Genomic DNA, 18,790 nt, shown 5'->3' on the forward strand with positions numbered 1-18,790 from the left:
TGCTCATCGATGATTAAAGTTAGGCTGCGAAGGAAATGTCTTCTTTTTCCATGGCTTCAGTATATTTACCCTCAGCTGCTAAGCTATTTAGTTTCGCGCGCTTGAAAAATTCTTTTTGCGCAGCTGTTTTATTTTTGGCTTGGCCTTCCCAAATTTTCATGCAGTATTCTTGTAGTGCTCGAGCATAGGAGAAGCTTAAATTCCAAGGCAAAGCTCCAGCTTGGTTCATTGCATTTAAATGTGCAGTGGCTTGTTCAGAAGTTTGACCACCCGATAAGAAATTGATGGTAGGCACAGCACCAGGAACTGTACGGCGTAAAATACGTAAGGTGGCATCGCTGACTTCTTTAACACTCGCTTTTTGTGGGCAACTTTTACCAGAGATAACCATGCTTGGCTTGAGAACAATATACTCTAACTGAACGTGGTGGCGGTATAAGGCATTAAAAAGTGCATGTAAAACGGGCTCAGTTACCATCTCACACTGAGCTAGGGTATGATCACCATCAATCAATACTTCCGGCTCAACGATAGGTACAATGCCTTGCTCTTGGCAAATTGCAGCATATCTAGCTAAGACTTCTGCATTAGTTTTAATGGCAAGTTTGCTCGGTGAATCTTTTGAAATAGTATACACCGCACGCCATTTAGCAAAGGTTGCGCCTTTCTTTTTATATTCAGCTAAACGCTCTGGCAGTCCATCTAAGCCCTGGGTTATATTTTCATCGCGGGTATTAGCAAGATGAATGAGACCTTTATCAACTTTAATACCAGGTAAGATATCATTTTGTCGTAAAAACTCTGGAAAAGGTATTCCAGCTTCGGTTTTTTGATTAAGTGTCTCTTCAAACAAAATAACCCCAGCTATAAATCGATTGCAGCCCGGTGTACTCAAGAGCAATTCACGATAATCACGACGGGATTGTTCATTCGGTTCGATACCTACAGCTTCAAAGCGCTTAGTTATCGTGCCCGTGCTTTCATCGGCTGCTAAAATACCTTTACCTTTAGCAGATAATTTTTCAATCGTTGATTTAAGTTCATTCATGGGCATCTGGTTATCCTTTTCAATAAGCACGAAATTTGCGCTAGAGGGTAGCATAAAGACGCAGCGAAATCGAGGGGCAGCGGCTTGTAGCGGAAGTGCGATGAGGGTAGAGTTGGGATGCGATGATGAGGCACACCCTATGCAAAATATACTTAAAAAAATAATCTTGGTTGTATTTTTCTTTTGTCTTGCTTTACCTTCCCTGGCTTTGGACAAAAAACAAATTCTTGTTGTGTCACGTTGTTTACTCTCGAAAAAATTTAATTATGAAATATTAGGTGAAAAAGATAATTTACGGCTAATTCAAGTTAATAAATTAGCGACTTTCCAACAAATGCGGTTAGCTGCGCGGAAAGAGTGTCAAGGTTTTATGAATGTCACTGCAAGTTGGCATCAATATAACTTGCAAGGACAAAATGGTGTTGAAAATTTTTTAGAAAATTTTAAGTTAAATTCTCACCCCAGTGACTTTACGAGACGGTATAAAATTAAATCTCAAGAGAAAGTTCCTCCGTTATTTAACGAAATAGATTCATTGCAAATGCAGCAACAATTATTTCAATTAACGAATTTAGCCGACCGTTATGTTAATTCTGCAGAAGGAATGAAAGCTGCCAAATTAATTCAACAATGGTTAACAGAATGGATTGTTGATTCTCCACGCACAGATGTCGAAGTGTCACGTTTAGCAACACTCAATCACGACAAGCAACCTTCTATCGTACTACGTCTGGGCCCCAAAGACGGTGTGCCCGTCATTATCCTGGGTACACCTTTTGACACATTAAAAAGCGGTCGCATGCTTCAACCAGGCGCTAATGTAAATGGATCAGGCACAGTAACGCTATTACAAACAGCACGAATATTATTGGCTTCTAACTTTACTTTCGATAAGTCGATTTACTTTATATGGTATGCCGGGAGTGAGGCAGGTAAATTGGGCGTGCAAAGTGTTGTTGAACAATTCAATCGTCAAAATAAAAATATCGATGCCGTGTTGCATCTGGATCAAACTGGGTTTAAACAAAAAAATGAAATTGGCATTGGCTTGGTGGATGATGCAACCGATGCTGCCCTAACAACGTTCCTCGCTGATCTTGTCGCCATTTATCTTAAGTTGCCTGTGAGTGCAGTACGTTGCGGATTTGCTTGTAGCGATCACATGGTGTGGTACCAAAATAATAATCGAGTTGCCTATCCTGTCTCTACAACGCGAGATGAAGGAGGAACGCCTTTTCGTTATACTGATAAAGATAATTTTGAAAAAGTTTCATTTGATAAAATGACTGATTTTGTCAAGCTAGCTTTAGTTTTTGTAGTTGAACTAGCGATGTTGTAAGAGCCATTTAAATTAATGGGTCTAAGTTCCATTCGAAGATTGTAAATAAAAATGCTTTCAGCTTATACAATCCCGTGAAGCAGCAACGTATTATTCAGTAGGCTAGGAAAACCCTTTGTAAGCTGAAAAACCATCCGTTTAATTAGACGAGACGCTGTCATTAAAATAATATTCCCCCATGGCTTCAGTGAATTGTTCAGGGGTCGGGTAATGATCCGCAATACGGATTGCGTTATCAAGCAATTCATTGTTGTTAAATGTGTTTAGTAATTGAATATCTTTATCCACATAAAAGACGCGATCGGCGCCGACAATGACTGTACTAATCGCTTCATTTCGATATAAAAATGCGAGTGAGAGTTGCGTTAATTTATCATAATTACCATCTACTAATTTCATTAAATGCCGAATTTTATTTCCATAAGGTAAATTAGGATCGTCAAGGTGTTTTGCAACGGCTGAAGTTAATAAGCCCGTGCCTAATCCACCGCGAATGATCACTGCCATCCCTTTGTCATGAGCAAGCTTTATATATTTTTCATTGTTGCGATTAATAAGACTGTATTCAAATTCAATGACATCAATATTTTCTTTAATCGCAAGATCGAGTGCGTCTCCGTTTACTGAAACACCAATAAAGCGTATTTTCCCGGCTTTTTTTAATTCATGTAAAGTTTGTAAGGCTTCACCTTTTTTTAAGATTTCAACAGCAGTTTCATTCGCAAGATGGAGTAAGACAATATCTAATTGTGAAACTTTTAATTTCTCGAGACTAATATTGATATCGTTAAGAATAGCCGCTTTACTAAAATCATAAATACCCCCCGGCTTTTTACAATAAATGTGATCATAAGATTTAACCTTACAACGCGGATCGCTCGCTTTAATAGAATGCTCGCCTGGCTTGGTGATCAGGAGATAGTTGTGTTCATTACGCGGTATGTAGCGGCCAATCCTTTCTTCACTTAACTGATAAGAAGAGGCAGTATCGATTATATCAAAGCCGCGATCTATGGCTGCTTCTAAGACTGCTTGAGCAATTTCTTCGCTGGGATGTAAACTTTCTGTACCTGCAATACCCCAATCACGACCTAACTCAACCGTTCCTAAACCTAAAAAATTAACAGATTGTCCAAGCTTGGGAACGAAGCGCTTATTAAGGGAATGAGCATCGGCCATTGTTGCACCTATTAATAGTAAACCGGAGAGAGATATCAAAGTTTTAACAAAGTAATTCATCTATTAAGTCTTATTTTTGCCTAAATTTAAGAAGCTAATATGATTTTGCAAATACAACTAATTTCCCATTTGGATTACCTGTAAATAAACAAGGGCCAGATCGACCATCGTCAAATGGAATGCATCGAATGGTGACGCCTAAATCTTGTTTTAATTTACTTTCCAACTCATCTCCACCATCCCAATACACTTCAGCAAAGCCTCCTTCTTTTTCAAAGAATTCATAAAATGCTTTCGTGCTCGATATGAATTGGGTATTGCTTTGACGAAATTCACGGGCGCGTTCAAGTAAACTATTTTGCATTTCATCAAGGATGTTAACGATACTTCCAACGAATTCATCACGATTAACACTGGTTCTTTCTTGATAAGTTTTATCGCGACGACCAAGAAAAACACTTTGTTGAGCGCATTCTTTGTTTCCAATTTCAACGCGCAGCGGAACGCCTTTTTTCACCCAGCTCCACGCTTTTTCTCCACCGGTTAATGGGCGAGCATCAATCTCAACTTGGAGTTTACCTTCATGATAAGTTATCTCACGTAATTGAGCGGCAAGCTCAGAGCAATATTGATAGACACTCGTTTTATCTTCTTCTTTATGGGCAATAGGTAAGATCACAACGTGAAGGGGTGCAATTCTTGGCGGTAACACAAGACCATTATCGTCACTGTGCGTCATAATTAATCCACCGATTAACCGCGTTGAAACCCCCCAAGAGGTCGTCCAGGCGAATTCCTCTTTACCTGCTGCGCTCAAATATTTAATTTGAAATCCTTTCGAGAAATGTTGACCAAGAAAATGGGAAGTACCTGCTTGCAATGCTTTTTTATCCTGCATCATGGCTTCAATCGTATACGTGTTAACCGCGCCAGGAAATCGTTCACTTTCTGTTTTTTCACCTTTTATAACTGGAATAGCTAAATAGTTTTGAGCAAAGTTTGCATATAAATCTAACATCATTAAGGATTCTTGCTGCGCTTCTTCGGCGGTCGCATGCGCTGTATGACCCTCTTGCCATAAAAATTCAGTGGTCCGTAAAAAAATTCGCGTACGCATTTCCCAGCGAACAATATTAGCCCATTGATTGATGAGTAACGGTAAGTCACGATAGGATTGAATCCATCTTGAAAAGGCATCACCGATGATGGTTTCTGAGGTGGGACGAATGATGTAAGGTTCGTCCAAGGGGCTACCCGGAATAAGTTTGCCGTCTTCATCTTTAACAAGACGTGAATGCGTAACGACGGCGCATTCTTTCGCAAACCCTTCGATATGCTCTGCTTCTTTTTGCATAAAACTCATTGGAATAAGCAAAGGGAAATATAAATTTTTATGTCCCGTTGCTTTGAATTGACCATTTAAAATGGTTTGAATATTTTCCCACAAAGCATAACCCCAGGGCTTAATAATCATACAGCCGCGCACAGGAGAAATTTCTGCCATATCCGCAGCTTTGATGACTTGCTGATACCATTCTGGATAATTTTGGGAACGGGTTGGATTGATGGCTGTTTTAATAGGTTTACTTGAATTCATTAATAACCTGCTCGATATGCCCGGGTACTTTCACACCACGCCAAATGGCGCGGATAATATTATGTTCATCAATTAAAAAAGTAGAGCGTTTGATGCCTAAAAAAGTTTTACCAAATAAACTTTTTTTATTAATCACGCCGTACTGTTCACACACATTGCCTTGATCATCGACTAATAGAGTGAAAGGCAGACCATATTTGGTTTTAAATTTGGCGTGACTTTGTTGGTTATCTTTGGAAATACCAAAGACTTCGACCCCTTCTTTTTTAAAGACATCAATTCGATCGCGAAAATCACATGCTTCTTTCGTGCAACCGGGCGTATTGTTTTTGGGATAAAAATATAAAACTTTCTTGCCTGCTACTTTACTTAAAGTTACGGTTTCGCCCGTATCGGTCAGTAAGGTAAAATCAGGTGCTTCACTACCCACGACTATCATAGGATTTGTCTCATCATCAAGGGGAGATGAGAATAGCATTAAAGTCTAATAAAAAAAAAGCCTGCAAAAGCAGGCTTAATTTTTATTAAGCTGGATTTTAATTTGAAACAGATCGACCGATTAATCCGCCACCAACGGCGCCTGCAACTGTACCAAGTGCGCTACCACCGGTTAATGCGCTACCTGCAACACCCCCTAAAGCGGCGCCGCCTACAGTGCCCATATCACGATTAGTACAGCCTATAAGGAACGTTATCGAGAAACATAATGCTAAAGCAGATAAGATTATTTTTTTCATATGAGGCCCCTCGTCCGTAAATAAGTACTCACCTATTATTTTACCGCTGAATTTAGCAAATAGGTGGAATAGCCTCCTTGATGATTGATTGTTAAAGCATTCCAAAGCCAGGGCAATAACTGATTGATTGTTTGTTGAAATCCATAAGGCGGGTTAATGATCGCTAAGCCACAACCCTTAAGAAACTGGGCGATTGGGGGGTGAATTGTAAAATCAATCATGAGGATAGTCTGATCAAGCGTTTGCAACTGTTTTTTAAAATAAAGAACTTGGTAAGGGTCTTTAATTGGATACCAAACCATGTAAATTCCATGGTCAAAGCGTTTTAGCGCAATCTTAAGTGCTGCAATAATGTTCTTAAATTCATCCCGGTTTTCATAAGGTGGGTCAATTAAAATTAAACCTCGACGTTCCTTCGGCGGCAGGTAAGCCTTTAATCCGAGATAACCATCAATATGATGAATTGCAACTTGGGTAATCCCCGTCATACTACTTTTTAAAAATTGAAAGGTTTCGGGATGTAATTCACAAGCAATTAATGAATCACTCTCTCGTTTAAAACGCTGGGCGAGAAGTGGCGAACCAGGATAAAATTTTAAGGGTGATTGATTAGAGCCCGCTAATTCTTGATTCAGTTCACGGACAGCGTGTAAATATTTTTTCACCAGGAGCGGTGGATTGTCTTCAGCAAGAATTTTTAAAATGCCTTCTTCATATTCTTGTGTCTTCTGCGCCATTTTCGACAAGTCATAATAGCCGCGCCCAGCATGGGTGTCTAAATAACAAAACGGTTTATCTTTGCGAAGCAGGGCGTCAAAGAGTCCAATGAGAACAATATGTTTCAAAACGTCGGCAAAGTTACCGGCGTGATAAGCGTGATTATAATTCATGAGTGTAAAGCTAATCCCAAAGGGGATAATGTTCTAGTGAAATGTCTTCATCAAAAAATAATTTTGCGTTCGCTGCAAATGTATCAGTGTAGTCGGAGACATAAAATGATTTTTTGCTGTTGCCATCGTGATTTAATAAGTTGCACTGTTCTAGTTTTAATTTGACTGCTTGCGCAACGATGTCCGACGAATCGATTAGTTCAATTGGTTTTTGGTAATAGTTAGAAATTTTATCTTTAATGATTGGATAATGCGTGCAAGCAAGCACGAGGGCATCGATATTTTGTAGGTTGGGATGCATTAAATACACTCTGAGTAAATCATCAATGATGTCGTGATTCCCAAACTCTTCAATTGCTGAAGCCAGTAAATTCGTAGCAGAAGCCGATAGTTGAATTCCTAAATTCAGTTCGTCAATTTTCTTTTTATAAATAAGTGAATTGACTGTTTGTCTGGTCCCAATGAGTCCTACGCGTTTTTTTGGATACTTTTCCTTGATGTACCGCACGACTGGATCGATCACATTCATCACTAAAGATTGGCTCGCGCTGTACTCTTTGACTAACTCATAAGCTGCAGCTGATGCAGAATTACAGGCAATTAAAATAAGCTTGCAGTCTTGGCTAATCAACAAATGTGCAATTTTGACCGCATAGGCTTGAATTGCAGCAGCAGATTTTTCGCCATAAGGCATGTGCGCTGTATCACCAAAGTACACAATATTTTCTTTGGGCATAATTTTTACAATAGCTTGAGCGACAGTCAATCCGCCGATACCACTATCAAATATTCCTATGGGTCTTTCTAGAGAAGGTGACTTCATATTAGTCATTGTTTTTATAAGAGATCTCTTATTATAACGTGTGTTTTGCGGGATGAAAGCATTATAAAAAGGCAGGTGGTCAAATTTTGCCAGTGGTCAACCTCATCGCACATTTCTTATAATAGAACTGTTATCTTGTTTTTACTTAAGTAAACAAAAGGAGTTGAGCAATGAAGAAATTAGCAGGAATTATCTTAGCAGTAATGATGGCTTCCGTTGCAGTTACCGGTTGCTGCAACAAAACATGTGACCAACCAGCCCCAATGTATAAAGGCGAAGGCTAGAAACTAGCTTACAAGGAGTTGTCATGAAAAAATTAGCAGGAATTATCTTAGTGGTAATGATGGCTAGCGTGGCAGTAACAGGTTGCTACACAAAGACCTGCTGTAACAAAACACCTGTTTACAAAGGTGAAGGCTAGATCTTAGCGTACGTTAAAAAGGGCGTACCTCGCCCTTTTTATTTAAACCAATATGTTTTCCAAACCATAAACTAAACGTTTCATCCCCATGACTTTTTCACTCGCCATTAAAACGCCAGCCATAAAACTTTCTCGACTGATGCTGTCGTGACGTAAGGTTAGTGTGCCCCCTGTCTCACCAAAAATAATTTGCTGATGGGCTAGCAAGCCAGGTAACCGAATGGCATGGATAGGAATGCCTTTGTAATTGGCGCCACGCGAGCCTGCCACGATTTCTTGCTGAGGTTGATGAGCTGCTTCTAAATGTGCCTCTGCAATCACTTCAGCTGTGCGTAAAGCTGTTCCTGAAGGGCTATCAAGCTTACGATCATGATGCATTTCAATAATTTCAACATGAGGTAAATAACGGGCAATTTCTTTGGCGTATTTCATCATTAACATTGCCCCCAGAGAGAAATTCGGTGCAATAATACCGCCGCGTTTTAAAGCCTCTGCTTTTTTTTGTAAATCACCAATTTGTTCAAGCGTCATTCCACTGGTACCAATCACGGGATGGGCGCCTGAATTTAAAATAATGAGGGTGTTGTCAAAGGCAGATTGTGGCGCGGTAAAATCAATGACAACTTTGGCCTTAGTGGCTTTTATTGTTTGCGCTAACTGATCTTGCCGACCCGTTTGACCGACGATTCTAAATTTTGGGTTGGCTAACAATGCTTGAACCGTTGCTTGACCCATCCGACCATTTGCACCATTTACCAGCACATCAATTATCATGGCAATCTCAAGGGAAGAAGTGATTGGGCATTTTAACGCATTGCTGAGATGACGGGCAAGGCAAGATGGTTTTCATCGATGGCTTCTATGACTTCCTCTCCATGAGGCTAAGTTCCAGCCTGCCACAAACGCCTCATGCCATGATGTGCTTGATAAATCGGATGTTGATACAACAATGAAAGATTCGTCTCGGTCATGACTTCTGCGGTTTCACCTTGCAGGGTTTTACCTTCAGGAAAAATTAACAATACGTGATTGCAAAATGCTTGTACTAAATTGAGATCGTGTAAAACCATCATAACAGTGGCGTGCTGATTTTGAGCGAGGTTTGCAAATAAATTTAAAATTTTTATTTGATAATGAATATCTAAATGATTAGTGGGTTCGTCTAATAAATAAATCGTAGGAGCTTGGACGAGTAAACTCGCGATTTGTAACCGACGTTTTTCCCCGCCTGAAAGTTCATGGATCGTTCTTTGTTGCTGCTTTAATAAATCGACTTGCTCGAGTGCGATTTGGACCAGCATTTTATCTTGCTTTGCTACTCGCTCGAAATAACCCAAATGTGGAAAACGTGCACCTAAACAATAATCCAAAACAGTTTGCGGAAATAACGGTTGATATTCCTGTAATAGAATACCTAATTGCTTGGCAACAGCCTTGGGATGTAAAGTCTCGAGACGCTCATTATTCAAAAAAATATTGCCTTGATCGGGTTTATGTAAATTACAAAGCGCATGGAGAAGCGTTGATTTTCCGCACCCGTTGGGTCCAACAATTCCCCATATCTCGCAAGCTTTTAAGGTCAAGCATAAATCCTCAACCAAAATCGTTTTGTTTTGTTTAATTGTCAAAGCATTGATGCGAAGTGTCATGATGGTTTAGGAAGAAGCCAAATAAAAAAAGGGATACCAATAAAGGCAATGACAATTCCAACGGGTAACTGCGTGGGAGCAAAAAGTGTGCGAGCTAAAGTGTCAGCAATGACGACTAAACTACCCCCAAGCGCGGTTGCTAAAGGGATTAATACACGATGATCCACGCCCACCAGCCGGCGAGTGAGATGGGGAATGATCAAGCCGACAAAACCAATGCATCCTGCTAGGGTGACCGCGGTAGCAGTGAGTGCTGCACTTAAAAAATAAAGCCCTATGCGATAACGTTGTACAGCTAAACCCAGCACTAAAGCTTCTCTTTCGCCACGTGCCAAAATATTAAAACCGGGTGCCAATAATTGCGAAATAAATAAACCACCGCTTAGCACGGTAAGCGCGCCATAAGGAAAATCACGTCCATTTAAATCTCCCGTCAGCCAAAATAACATGCTATGTAAATTTTTATCGGGCGATAAAATTAAAATAAAACTAATCCCTGCGGAAAAAATACAAGCAAGCGCCATTCCAATAAGAAGTAGAGTATGGGAGTGCCATCGATGTTTTTTGGCAAACAATAAAATCATCATAATGGTTAGTAAGGCACCCATCAATGCACTGAAACCCATGCTGAATGCAGTCGTTGCAAAAAGCATCATTAATAAAGTTACAAAAGCAGCACCGCCAGAAATACCGAGAATATAAGGGTCAGCGAGCGGATTTTGTAACAAGAGTTGCATTAAAATGCCTGCCAAACTTAGTAAACCACCACTTACAAAAGCACCGAGCGTTCTTGGAAGACGAATTTGGCTTAAAACAGGATGCCACTCACCTAATGCATTAGGCAGCAAGAGGGTTTGAACAGGGATGGCTGTGCTTCCCTGTAATAATGAAAAAAACACACTAAAAAGGACAAAGAACATCGTTGTCATGATTAGTAAATAATCGCGACGCATGTGGGAATCCGTTTGCTCAATCAAGAATATTTTGGAACAATGCGGTATGTGAAAACGCACTCATTTTTAATTACTAAGGCAATTTTATACCCGATGGTGCTTTTTTTAATATGTAGCCTTGATTGAGCGCCAGCGAAAATCAGGGTGTAATTATTGATCTGTTGACCTTGATTTTCGCTGGCGCTCAATCAAGGCTACATATTATAGGTGACAAAAAGTGATTGATAAAGCGGGCTATCGCTATGGCGTAGGAATAATTTTAGTCAACAATAATAGGCAAGTTTTTTTTGCTAAACGTATTGGCATGCTTGCCTGGCAGTTTCCGCAAGGTGGGATGAAAGAAGAGGAAACGCCTGAAGAAACCATGTACAGAGAGTTGAAAGAAGAAGTTGGTTTAAATCCAGAAGATGTTGAAATTTTAGGTAGCACAAGGCGTTGGCTCCGTTATCGTCTTCCGACTCGATTAGTCAGACATTATGCAAAACCCATCTGTATTGGCCAAAAACAAAAATGGTTTTTATTGAAACTAGCCAATAAAGATGCAAAAGTCGATTTACAAGCTAATGAAGATCCTGAATTCGATTCATGGGCCTGGGTTTCTTATTGGTATCCTTTGCGGCAGGTTGTCACCTTTAAGCGTCGTGTTTATGTAATGGCCCTTAAGGAATTTGCTAAAATAGTTTTATCGAAACGCTTTATCCAACTGACGGCAGAAAAAAAACCCGATGCTTAATATTTTGCGCCATATTATCCAAGAAGTAACAAGCGCTCCTGATTTTCGGGAAGCGCTGGATATTATGGTGCAACGCATTGCGAATGCGCTCGCAACAGAAGCATGTTCTATTTTTTTACTCGATCGGCAGCATGGCGAATATGTTTTGATGGCGACGCAAGGGCTGAATCCAAAAGCTGTAGGTAAAGTGCGTGTTCCCATCAATAAAGGATTAATCGGTTTGGTTGGTGAGCGAGAAGAACCCATCAATATTGATGATGCAAAAATGCATCCGCGTTTTTTACATATCGCAGAAGTAAAAGAAGAAGCTTATCGTGCTTTTTTAGGCACTCCGATTATTTATCATCGTCAAGTCTTAGGTGTGTTAATCGCTCAGCAAAAAGAACCCCGACGTTATGATGAGGCAGAAGAAGCGTTTCTTGTCACCTTAGCAACACAGCTCGCTGCGATTATTGCGCATGCGGAAGCAACCGGGGCATTAAGCCAACTATTAGAAACTTCTAAAGAAAGACGTCATGAATTAGTTTACACAGGTGTGCCGGGGGCGCCTGGCATTGGTATTGGTGTGGGTGTAACGGTCTACGTGCCTTTTGATTTGGATTCTGTTCCAGATCGCGAGCCTGACGATATTAATACTGAGATTGAATTACTTGAAAATGCTTTTTCGATAGTGCGTGAAGATTTACGTTTATTGAGTGAACGTCTTTATCCCAGCTTGCCCCCCGAAGAACGGGCATTGTTTGATGTGTATCAACGAATTCTTGATAGTGCCGATTTGGGAACTGAAGTGGCTCAAGAAATACGCGGCGGTAATTGGGCTTCCGGCGCTTTACGTAGCGTCATCAGTAAACATGTGCGCCGCTTAGAAAGTCTTGATAATGAATATATGCGTGATCGTGCTGAAGATATTAAAGATTTAGGATTACGCATTTTAGGTTGCTTACAAAAAAATGACCGTTCTTTACCAAAATATAGCGATAAAACAATTTTAGTTGGCGAAGTCTTAACACCTAATGATTTAGCTGAAGTACCAGAAGGTTGCCTTGCTGGCATGATTGCCGGTAAAGGGTCGAGCAATTCGCATGTGGCTATTTTAGCACGTGCCATGAAAGTCCCTACAGTCATGGGATTAGGTGATGTCCCCATTTATGAATTGCAAGGAAAAGAAATTATTGTCGATGGCTATTATGGCCAAATTTATGTTTCACCCAGTCAAACATTACGAGCTGAATTTGAACGTCTCTTAGAAGAAGAGCAAAAATTAGATGCAGCGTTAGAAGAAATGCGTGATCTACCTGCATTAACACGCGATGGCCATCGCATTGCTTTAATGGTTAACACAGGTTTAGGTGCTGACATAAGTATTTCCTTGTCAGCAGGTGCTGAAGGCGTGGGGTTATATCGAACGGAAATTCCTTTCATGATGCGTGATCGATTTCCCTCCGGTGAAGAGCAGCGCATTATTTATCGCCAATTGTTATCTTCCTTTGCACCCCGACCTGTCATTATCCGGACACTGGATGTTGGGGGTGACAAACCGTTACCATATTTCCCTATCAAAGAAGATAATCCCTTTTTGGGGTGGCGCGGCATGCGTATAACGCTCGACCATCCCGAAATTTTTCTTTCCCAACTTCGTGCCATGATGCGGGCCAGCGTCGGTTTAAATAATTTACGTATCATGTTACCCATGATCACCGATGTAACGGAAGTCGATGAAGCGATGCGGCTTATTCGTAAGGCTTATGCGGAAGTGTGTGAAGAAGGTTGCAAAATTGAAATGCCACAAATTGGGGTGATGATTGAAGTGCCGTCTGCAGTTTATCAAGCCCGTGCACTTGCCAAGCGCGTCGATTTCTTATCCGTAGGAAGTAATGATTTAACGCAATACTTATTAGCCGTAGATCGTAATAATCCGCGAGTTGCTAATCTTTATGATTCATTACACCCCGCAGTTTTGCGTGCTTTAATTCAAGTGGTGGAAAATGGTCATCAAGAAGGAAAGCACGTCAGCATTTGCGGTGAAATGGCGGGCGATCCAACTTCTGTCATGTTACTCATTGCTATGGGATTTGACTCATTGAGCATGAATGCTTCCTCTGTGGGACGGATACGCTGGATTATCAGGCACATCACGCATAAAAAAGCCGCCAAGTTATTGCAAGAGGTCCTAACTATGGAAAGTGCAGTCATGATTCGTTGTCATATGGAATTAGCACTCGAGCGCGCAGGTTTAGGTCATTTAATTCGAGCAGGAAGATAACTATGTTGCAGTATCCCCCGATTGATCCAGTTGCCTTCCATGTTTTTTCGTGGCCCGTATATTGGTATGGTTTAATGTATTTAGTTGCATTTGTTGTCTGTTGGGCCGTTCTTGCATGGCGGATCCATCAATCCCCTCGTGGTTTTACTCAGAATCAACTCTCCGACATTGTTTTTTATGCTGCCATGGGCGCGATTCTTGGGGGGCGGTTAGGCTACATTTTATTTTATGATTGGGAAGTGATTTGGCGTAATCCACTTCTTATTTTGCAAACATGGAAGGGCGGCATGTCTTTTCATGGTGGTTTATTAGGGGTGATTATTGCTTTAATTATTTATGCTCGCATCCTCAAAAAGCCGACACTTGCCCTTGTTGATTTAGTTGCTCCTGCCGTCCCTTTAGGTTTAGCGGCAGGTCGCGTCGGTAATTTTATTAATAGTGAATTATGGGGTCGTGTGACCGATGTACCCTGGGGAATGGTTTTTCCAAACGGCGGCCCACTACCCCGTCACCCTTCGCAATGGTATGAATTTTTCTTAGAAGGAATCATCTTATTTGCGATTTTGTGGCTCTATTCGGCCAAACCTCGACCGCTGGGGGCAGTTTCGGGGTTGTTTGCCTTATGTTATGGTCTGTTTCGTATTTTTGTAGAGTTTTTTAGAGAACCTGATGTGCAGATTGGCTATATTGCTTTTGGATGGCTGACCGAAGGACAGCTTTTATCCATACCTTTGGTGATCGTTGGTATTATTTTAATCGCTTGGGCTTATTGCCGACATCCTAAAATTGAGAAGTCTCATGAAACAATATCTTAATTATTTACAATTTATTTTAGATCAAGGTGTACGTAAAGTTGATCGTACAGGTGTTGGCACGCTGAGTGTGTTTGGTTATCAAATGCGTTTCCCACTGCACGAGGGATTTCCGCTTCTAACGACCAAGCAATTGCACACTAAAAGTATTTTTCATGAGTTGTTATGGTTTTTACGGGGTGATACCAATATTGCTTATTTAAAAGAGCACGGGGTCAGTATTTGGAACGAATGGGCGGATGCAGAAGGGAACTTAGGACCCGTTTATGGCAAGCAATGGCGAGCATGGCGAGGCAAAGATGGACGGACCATTGATCAAATGAGTCAATTGGTTGAGCGGATTAAACAAGATCCGGATTCAAGACGCTTGATTGTGAATGCTTGGAATGTCGGTGAATTAGACGAAATGGCCTTGCCGCCTTGTCACTTACTGTTTCAATTTTATGTCGCCAACGGGAAGCTTTCTTGTCAACTCTATCAGCGATCAGCCGATTCCTTCTTAGGAGTCCCTTTTAATATTGCCTCTTACGCCCTTCTAACGCACATGATTGCTCAGCAATGTAATCTTGAACCCGGCGATTTTATTTGGACGGGGGGTGATTGTCATATTTACCTCAATCATTTAGACCAAGTTAAAACCCAACTTAACCGCGAACCTTATTCGCTACCGGCGCTGCATTTCAAGCGCAAACCGGCTTCCTTGTTTGATTATACTTTTGACGATATTGAAATTCACAACTATCAAGCCCACCCCCATATTAAGGGGCAGGTCGCAGTTTAGGGATGGTTTGCTTCCATGTGAAGCAAATTAAGCTTAAAAACTTAAAGCAACCCAGCAAATTCCTAAGTACAATTTCGATCGTAAGTATATTGATCGAGGGGGCGTTGAGCGCGTTCAATTTCGGCGCGTCGTGTGTCACTGGTCGCTGCATTGAAGATGATTTTACTTTTTAAGTTATTACAGGCAGCTTGTCTAACTTGATCGGAATTGTTGAAAGAACAAGCACTTAAGGCAGTGCAAAGAATAAGGCATTTGATAATCCGAGCCAAAGATTGCATAACACAGTCCTTATGGTTGTAATGAAAGAGCCTTATATCGATTGTATTGCTTGATCTCGTACAATAACAATATCTTTGCTGAATTGTTGCAATGGACAAACTTAGCGCTTATGCTCGGTGAAGATTAAATGGAATTAAAGAAAATAGTAATCAATAGGGAAGGTTTGGGACGTTAATATAGGTTCAAATGGCAAAGATTAAACATAAAAAAGACCCCTTCGCAAAAAGGGAAGCTGAGAAATACCCGCATCCTATTCCAAGTCGAGAATACATTCTCGAATATCTCGGCGAGCGTGGCCGCCCTGCTACTTTTCCTCAATTGCTTGATGAATTGAAATTATCTTCAGAAGAAGAGCAAGAAGCTTTACGTCGAAGATTAATTGCGATGGCGCGAGATGGTCAGCTGTTAAGAAATCGTAAAGGCGCTTATGGCCCCTTAGAAAAAATGGAAGTCCTGGCCGGCCGTGTAATTGGTCATAAAGATGGCTTTGGGTTTGTCGTAAAAGATTCCGGTGGAGATGATTTATTCGTGAGCCCGCGTGAGATGCGCAATGTATTCCATGGGGATCGTGTCTTAGTTCGTGTTGCCAATATCGATACGCGCGGTCGTCGTGAAGCGATGATCGTAGAAGTGCTTGAGCGTAATACCCAGCAAATTGTAGGTCGTTTGCGCCAAGAATCTGGCGTTCATTATGTCGAATCTGCAAATCAACGAATTAGCCAAGATATCCTTATTCCTCTGGATGCTATTCATGATGCCAAAGAAGGGCAAATGGTTGTGGTTGGCATTACTGCGCAACCCAGTAAAAGTTCACGTCCGTTGGGCGAAGTCATCGAAATTCTAGGTGATCATATGGCACCTGGTATGGAAATTAATGTCGCTATTCGAAATCACGAACTTCCGTATATTTGGCCGGAAGATGTAGAAAGCCAAGCTGCGCAATTTGCGCCTACAGTGACTGAAGAGATGTTAAGTGGTCGCAATGATTTACGTGATCTCCCTTTCGTTACCATCGATGGGGAAGATGCAAAAGATTTTGATGATGCAGTTTATTGCGTTGAACGACCAGCAGGTGGATGGACACTTTATGTTGCTATTGCCGATGTGAGTTATTACGTAAAAGAAAATACACCGTTAGATGTTGAAGCGCATCGTCGCGGCAATTCCGTCTATTTTCCTGCTCGTGTTATACCTATGTTACCCGAAGCTTTATCCAACAATCTTTGTTCGCTCAGACCTAATGTTGATCGATTAGTAATGGTTTGTGAGATGACTATTCATCCAACAGGTCGAGTCATGCGTTCAAAATTTAGCGAAGCTGTGATTAACTCTAAAGCCCGCTTAACGTATAAACAAGTCCATTTGATGATGGAGAAAAACGATCAGCGCGTGCGCGATCGATTTTCCGAAGTGGTTCCGCACCTTATTTCGCTCTATTCCTTATTTAATACTTTGCATAAAGCCCGACAAGGTCGGGGTGCTATTGATTTTGATATTCCTGAAACTAAAATTGTTTACGGATCGGATCGCAAAATAGAAAAAATAATTCCTTACGAGCGTTTTACTTCTCATCGGGTTATTGAAGAATGCATGCTTTGCGCAAATATTAGTACAGCTGAATATTTATTCAAGAATGAAATGCCTGCACTTTATCGTGTTCATCAAGGTCCAACGGAAGAAAAGTTACACGATTTACAACGCTTCCTTCAAGAAATGGGTTTGAAAATGCCGACGCACCGAGCTCCTGTCCCGGCTGATTATGCTCATATTTTGCGTGTCGTAAAAGATCGACCCGATGCACAAATGATTCAAACTATATTGTTACGTTCGATGAGCCAAGCAGTTTACAGTCCCGATAACAAGGGACATTTTGGCTTAGCTTACGAAGCGTATACTCACTTTACATCGCCTATCCGTCGTTATCCTGATTTAGTTGTCCATCGTGCTATCAAACAAGTGTTGGCTCGTAAAAAGAAGATGGAGAATGACAATTCATTAGTATTGTTGGGTGAACATTGCTCCATGACTGAACGTCGCGCCGATGATGCAACGGAAGAAGTGACAGATTGGTTAAAATGCGAATACATGATGGATAAAGTGGGTCAAGAATTTGAAGGCAGGATTTCTGGCGTCACGGGATTTGGTGTTTTTGTTGAATTGAAAGAAATTTATGTTGAAGGTCTCGTACACATTAGTGCTTTGCCGGAAGACTATTACCAATTTGATTCGATCAAGCACACCTTGCACGGAGAGCGTGCGGGTCGTAGTTATCAGTTAGGCGATAGTATTAAAATCCAAGTTGCACGAGTGGATTTAGATCAAGGTGAAATTAATTTTGTTTTGCCAGAATCGGAACGAGCCCAGAGCGGTGGAAAAGTAGTGGGTAAAGCAAACAAAAAACCAATGCGTAAAAAAACAACGCCTAAAAAGAAAAAACGATAACTATGAAAGCGAATCAAGAGTGGGTTTATGGCCTACACTCCCTAGAATCCATCTTAACTGTCGATCCGTCGCGCATACTTCATTTGTATGTTCAAGAGACACGTCGTGATGACAAAACGCAACGGTTAGCACAACTAAGTCAAAAGCAGGGCATTGCTATTTCCTATGTGTCACGGGATGTATTAGACAGCATGACTAAAGATGGTAACCATCAGGGTATTGCAGCGCTATGCAAACCAATGCGCATGTTAAACGAAAATAACATTGAAGAAATTTTACAAGCCGCGCCACAACCCGCGTTAATTTTAGTTTTGGATGGCGTTCAAGATCCGCATAACCTTGGCGCTATCTTTCGCACTGCTGATGCAACAGGGGTGGCAGCGATTATCGCACCCAAAGATAATGCAGTAAGTATCACGCCGACTGTTACCAAAGTTGCAAGCGGTGCAGTGGCGAGTGTTCCTTTTATTCAAGTTACTAATCTTGTTCGTACGCTAGAAATTCTTAAAACAGCAGGTTTTTGGATTTATGGCACCGATGATGCCGTGAAAGAAACACTCTATGATCTGAAGTTGCAAGGCTCCATTGCCTTGGTCTTAGGCGCTGAAGGAAAAGGATTACGTCGTTTAACACGTGAACATTGCGATGTGTTGGTCAATATCCCCATGCTGGGCCGCATTAGTAGTCTTAATGTATCCGTTGCTGCAGGAGTTTGTTTGTACGAAATTGTTCGACAACGCCGGTAGTTACAATTGTTCCCGGGTTACGCTTCGCTTCACCCTGGAACAATTACTCGCTTGGCCGCAACGTTCTGTCATTCGTATGTAGCCCGGGTGAAGCGAAG

At 41.2% G+C, this 18,790-nt stretch carries 18 protein-coding genes; 7 read left to right on the forward strand and 11 right to left on the reverse strand.

What is annotated here, in order from left to right; genetic code table 11:
* Positions 1-19: 19 nt before the first annotated feature.
* Positions 20-1,054, reverse strand: a complete 1,035-nt coding sequence (locus tag H0W64_12060) for a fructose-bisphosphate aldolase class I (GenBank protein MBA3662457.1) — start codon at positions 1,052-1,054, stop codon at positions 20-22.
* Between the two features lie 133 nt (positions 1,055-1,187).
* Between H0W64_12060 and H0W64_12065 the strand changes: the two genes are divergently transcribed.
* Positions 1,188-2,387: a M20/M25/M40 family metallo-hydrolase gene (locus H0W64_12065; protein MBA3662458.1), complete on the forward strand. Its 1,200-nt coding sequence runs from the start codon at positions 1,188-1,190 to the stop codon at positions 2,385-2,387.
* A gap of 138 nt (positions 2,388-2,525) precedes the next feature.
* Here the strand turns inward: H0W64_12065 and H0W64_12070 are convergent, their stop codons facing one another.
* From H0W64_12070 to H0W64_12110, 9 genes are all read right to left on the reverse strand, one after another.
* Positions 2,526-3,566: an aldo/keto reductase gene (locus tag H0W64_12070; protein ID MBA3662459.1), complete on the reverse strand. Its 1,041-nt coding sequence runs from the start codon at positions 3,564-3,566 to the stop codon at positions 2,526-2,528.
* Positions 3,567-3,660: 94 nt separating this feature from the next.
* Positions 3,661-5,163: a proline--tRNA ligase gene (locus H0W64_12075; GenBank protein MBA3662460.1), complete on the reverse strand. Its 1,503-nt coding sequence runs from the start codon at positions 5,161-5,163 to the stop codon at positions 3,661-3,663.
* The gene (gene bcp, locus H0W64_12080) at positions 5,150-5,602 is read right to left on the reverse strand and encodes a thioredoxin-dependent thiol peroxidase (GenBank protein ID MBA3662461.1); all 453 of its coding nucleotides are present in this window, start codon (positions 5,600-5,602) and stop codon (positions 5,150-5,152) included. The genes H0W64_12075 and bcp overlap by 14 nt, the downstream gene beginning before the upstream one ends.
* Positions 5,603-5,699: 97 nt before the next feature.
* Positions 5,700-5,900, reverse strand: a complete 201-nt coding sequence (locus H0W64_12085; GenBank protein MBA3662462.1) for a glycine zipper 2TM domain-containing protein — start codon at positions 5,898-5,900, stop codon at positions 5,700-5,702.
* Between the two features lie 35 nt (positions 5,901-5,935).
* Positions 5,936-6,790 (reverse strand): 23S rRNA (adenine(2030)-N(6))-methyltransferase RlmJ, encoded by an 855-nt coding sequence (locus H0W64_12090; GenBank protein MBA3662463.1) that lies wholly within the window; start codon positions 6,788-6,790, stop codon positions 5,936-5,938.
* A gap of 10 nt (positions 6,791-6,800) precedes the next feature.
* Complete coding sequence (gene murI, locus H0W64_12095) at positions 6,801-7,613, reverse strand: glutamate racemase (GenBank protein ID MBA3662464.1); 813 nt, start codon at positions 7,611-7,613, stop codon at positions 6,801-6,803.
* Between the two features lie 463 nt (positions 7,614-8,076).
* A complete protein-coding gene (locus H0W64_12100; protein MBA3662465.1) occupies positions 8,077-8,808 on the reverse strand; it encodes a 4-hydroxy-tetrahydrodipicolinate reductase in 732 nt (243 codons plus the stop codon).
* Between the two features lie 107 nt (positions 8,809-8,915).
* On the reverse strand, positions 8,916-9,617 hold the full coding sequence (locus H0W64_12105; protein MBA3662466.1) for an ABC transporter ATP-binding protein: 702 nt from the start codon (positions 9,615-9,617) through the stop codon (positions 8,916-8,918).
* 62 nt (positions 9,618-9,679) lie between these two features.
* Positions 9,680-10,636, reverse strand: a complete 957-nt coding sequence (locus H0W64_12110) for an iron ABC transporter permease (GenBank protein ID MBA3662467.1) — start codon at positions 10,634-10,636, stop codon at positions 9,680-9,682.
* A gap of 217 nt (positions 10,637-10,853) precedes the next feature.
* Here H0W64_12110 and rppH point away from each other — a divergent pair, with 217 nt between their 5' ends.
* Genes rppH through H0W64_12130 form a run of 4 tightly spaced genes read left to right on the forward strand, consistent with a single transcriptional unit; the run spans position 10,854 to position 15,225 of the window.
* Entirely contained in the window at positions 10,854-11,369 is a 516-nt protein-coding gene (gene rppH / locus H0W64_12115; GenBank protein ID MBA3662468.1) for an RNA pyrophosphohydrolase, read from the forward strand.
* On the forward strand, positions 11,362-13,632 hold the full coding sequence (gene ptsP, locus H0W64_12120; protein MBA3662469.1) for a phosphoenolpyruvate--protein phosphotransferase: 2,271 nt from the start codon (positions 11,362-11,364) through the stop codon (positions 13,630-13,632). The genes rppH and ptsP overlap by 8 nt, the downstream gene beginning before the upstream one ends.
* Positions 13,633-13,634: 2 nt before the next feature.
* The gene (locus tag H0W64_12125; GenBank protein MBA3662470.1) at positions 13,635-14,447 is read left to right on the forward strand and encodes a prolipoprotein diacylglyceryl transferase; all 813 of its coding nucleotides are present in this window, start codon (positions 13,635-13,637) and stop codon (positions 14,445-14,447) included.
* Positions 14,431-15,225, forward strand: coding sequence for a thymidylate synthase (locus tag H0W64_12130; protein MBA3662471.1), 795 nt, complete (start codon positions 14,431-14,433; stop codon positions 15,223-15,225). Before H0W64_12125 ends, H0W64_12130 begins: the two co-directional genes overlap by 17 nt.
* Positions 15,226-15,287: 62 nt before the next feature.
* Here the strand turns inward: H0W64_12130 and H0W64_12135 are convergent, their stop codons facing one another.
* The gene (locus tag H0W64_12135) at positions 15,288-15,503 is read right to left on the reverse strand and encodes a hypothetical protein (protein ID MBA3662472.1); all 216 of its coding nucleotides are present in this window, start codon (positions 15,501-15,503) and stop codon (positions 15,288-15,290) included.
* A 187-nt stretch (positions 15,504-15,690) separates the two neighbouring features.
* Between H0W64_12135 and rnr the strand changes: the two genes are divergently transcribed.
* Positions 15,691-17,946, forward strand: coding sequence for a ribonuclease R (rnr, locus tag H0W64_12140; protein MBA3662473.1), 2,256 nt, complete (start codon positions 15,691-15,693; stop codon positions 17,944-17,946).
* A 2-nt stretch (positions 17,947-17,948) separates the two neighbouring features.
* On the forward strand, positions 17,949-18,692 hold the full coding sequence (gene rlmB / locus H0W64_12145) for a 23S rRNA (guanosine(2251)-2'-O)-methyltransferase RlmB (GenBank protein ID MBA3662474.1): 744 nt from the start codon (positions 17,949-17,951) through the stop codon (positions 18,690-18,692).
* Positions 18,693-18,790: the final 98 nt, after the last annotated feature.

The organism is Gammaproteobacteria bacterium, from assembly GCA_013816845.1.
Lineage (GTDB): Bacteria > Pseudomonadota > Gammaproteobacteria > DSM-16500 > DSM-16500 > Aquicella.

Bases quoted from the DNA above. Each gene is read 5' to 3' on its own strand.
- H0W64_12100 (MBA3662465.1), bottom strand. From the start codon at position 8,808: ATGATAATTGATGTGCTGGTAAATGGTGCAAATGGTCGGATGGGTCAA.
- H0W64_12135 (MBA3662472.1), bottom strand. From the start codon at position 15,503: ATGCAATCTTTGGCTCGGATTATCAAATGCCTTATTCTTTGCACTGCC.
- H0W64_12130 (MBA3662471.1), top strand. From the start codon at position 14,431: ATGAAACAATATCTTAATTATTTACAATTTATTTTAGATCAAGGTGTA.
- H0W64_12065 (MBA3662458.1), top strand. From the start codon at position 1,188: ATGCAAAATATACTTAAAAAAATAATCTTGGTTGTATTTTTCTTTTGT.
- rnr (MBA3662473.1), top strand. From the start codon at position 15,691: ATGGCAAAGATTAAACATAAAAAAGACCCCTTCGCAAAAAGGGAAGCT.
- ptsP (MBA3662469.1), top strand. From the start codon at position 11,362: ATGCTTAATATTTTGCGCCATATTATCCAAGAAGTAACAAGCGCTCCT.
- murI (MBA3662464.1), bottom strand. From the start codon at position 7,613: ATGAAGTCACCTTCTCTAGAAAGACCCATAGGAATATTTGATAGTGGT.
- H0W64_12125 (MBA3662470.1), top strand. From the start codon at position 13,635: ATGTTGCAGTATCCCCCGATTGATCCAGTTGCCTTCCATGTTTTTTCG.
- rlmB (MBA3662474.1), top strand. From the start codon at position 17,949: ATGAAAGCGAATCAAGAGTGGGTTTATGGCCTACACTCCCTAGAATCC.
- bcp (MBA3662461.1), bottom strand. From the start codon at position 5,602: ATGATAGTCGTGGGTAGTGAAGCACCTGATTTTACCTTACTGACCGAT.
- H0W64_12070 (MBA3662459.1), bottom strand. From the start codon at position 3,566: ATGGCCGATGCTCATTCCCTTAATAAGCGCTTCGTTCCCAAGCTTGGA.
- H0W64_12060 (MBA3662457.1), bottom strand. From the start codon at position 1,054: ATGCCCATGAATGAACTTAAATCAACGATTGAAAAATTATCTGCTAAA.
- H0W64_12085 (MBA3662462.1), bottom strand. From the start codon at position 5,900: ATGAAAAAAATAATCTTATCTGCTTTAGCATTATGTTTCTCGATAACG.
- H0W64_12110 (MBA3662467.1), bottom strand. From the start codon at position 10,636: ATGCGTCGCGATTATTTACTAATCATGACAACGATGTTCTTTGTCCTT.
- H0W64_12090 (MBA3662463.1), bottom strand. From the start codon at position 6,790: ATGAATTATAATCACGCTTATCACGCCGGTAACTTTGCCGACGTTTTG.
- H0W64_12075 (MBA3662460.1), bottom strand. From the start codon at position 5,163: ATGAATTCAAGTAAACCTATTAAAACAGCCATCAATCCAACCCGTTCC.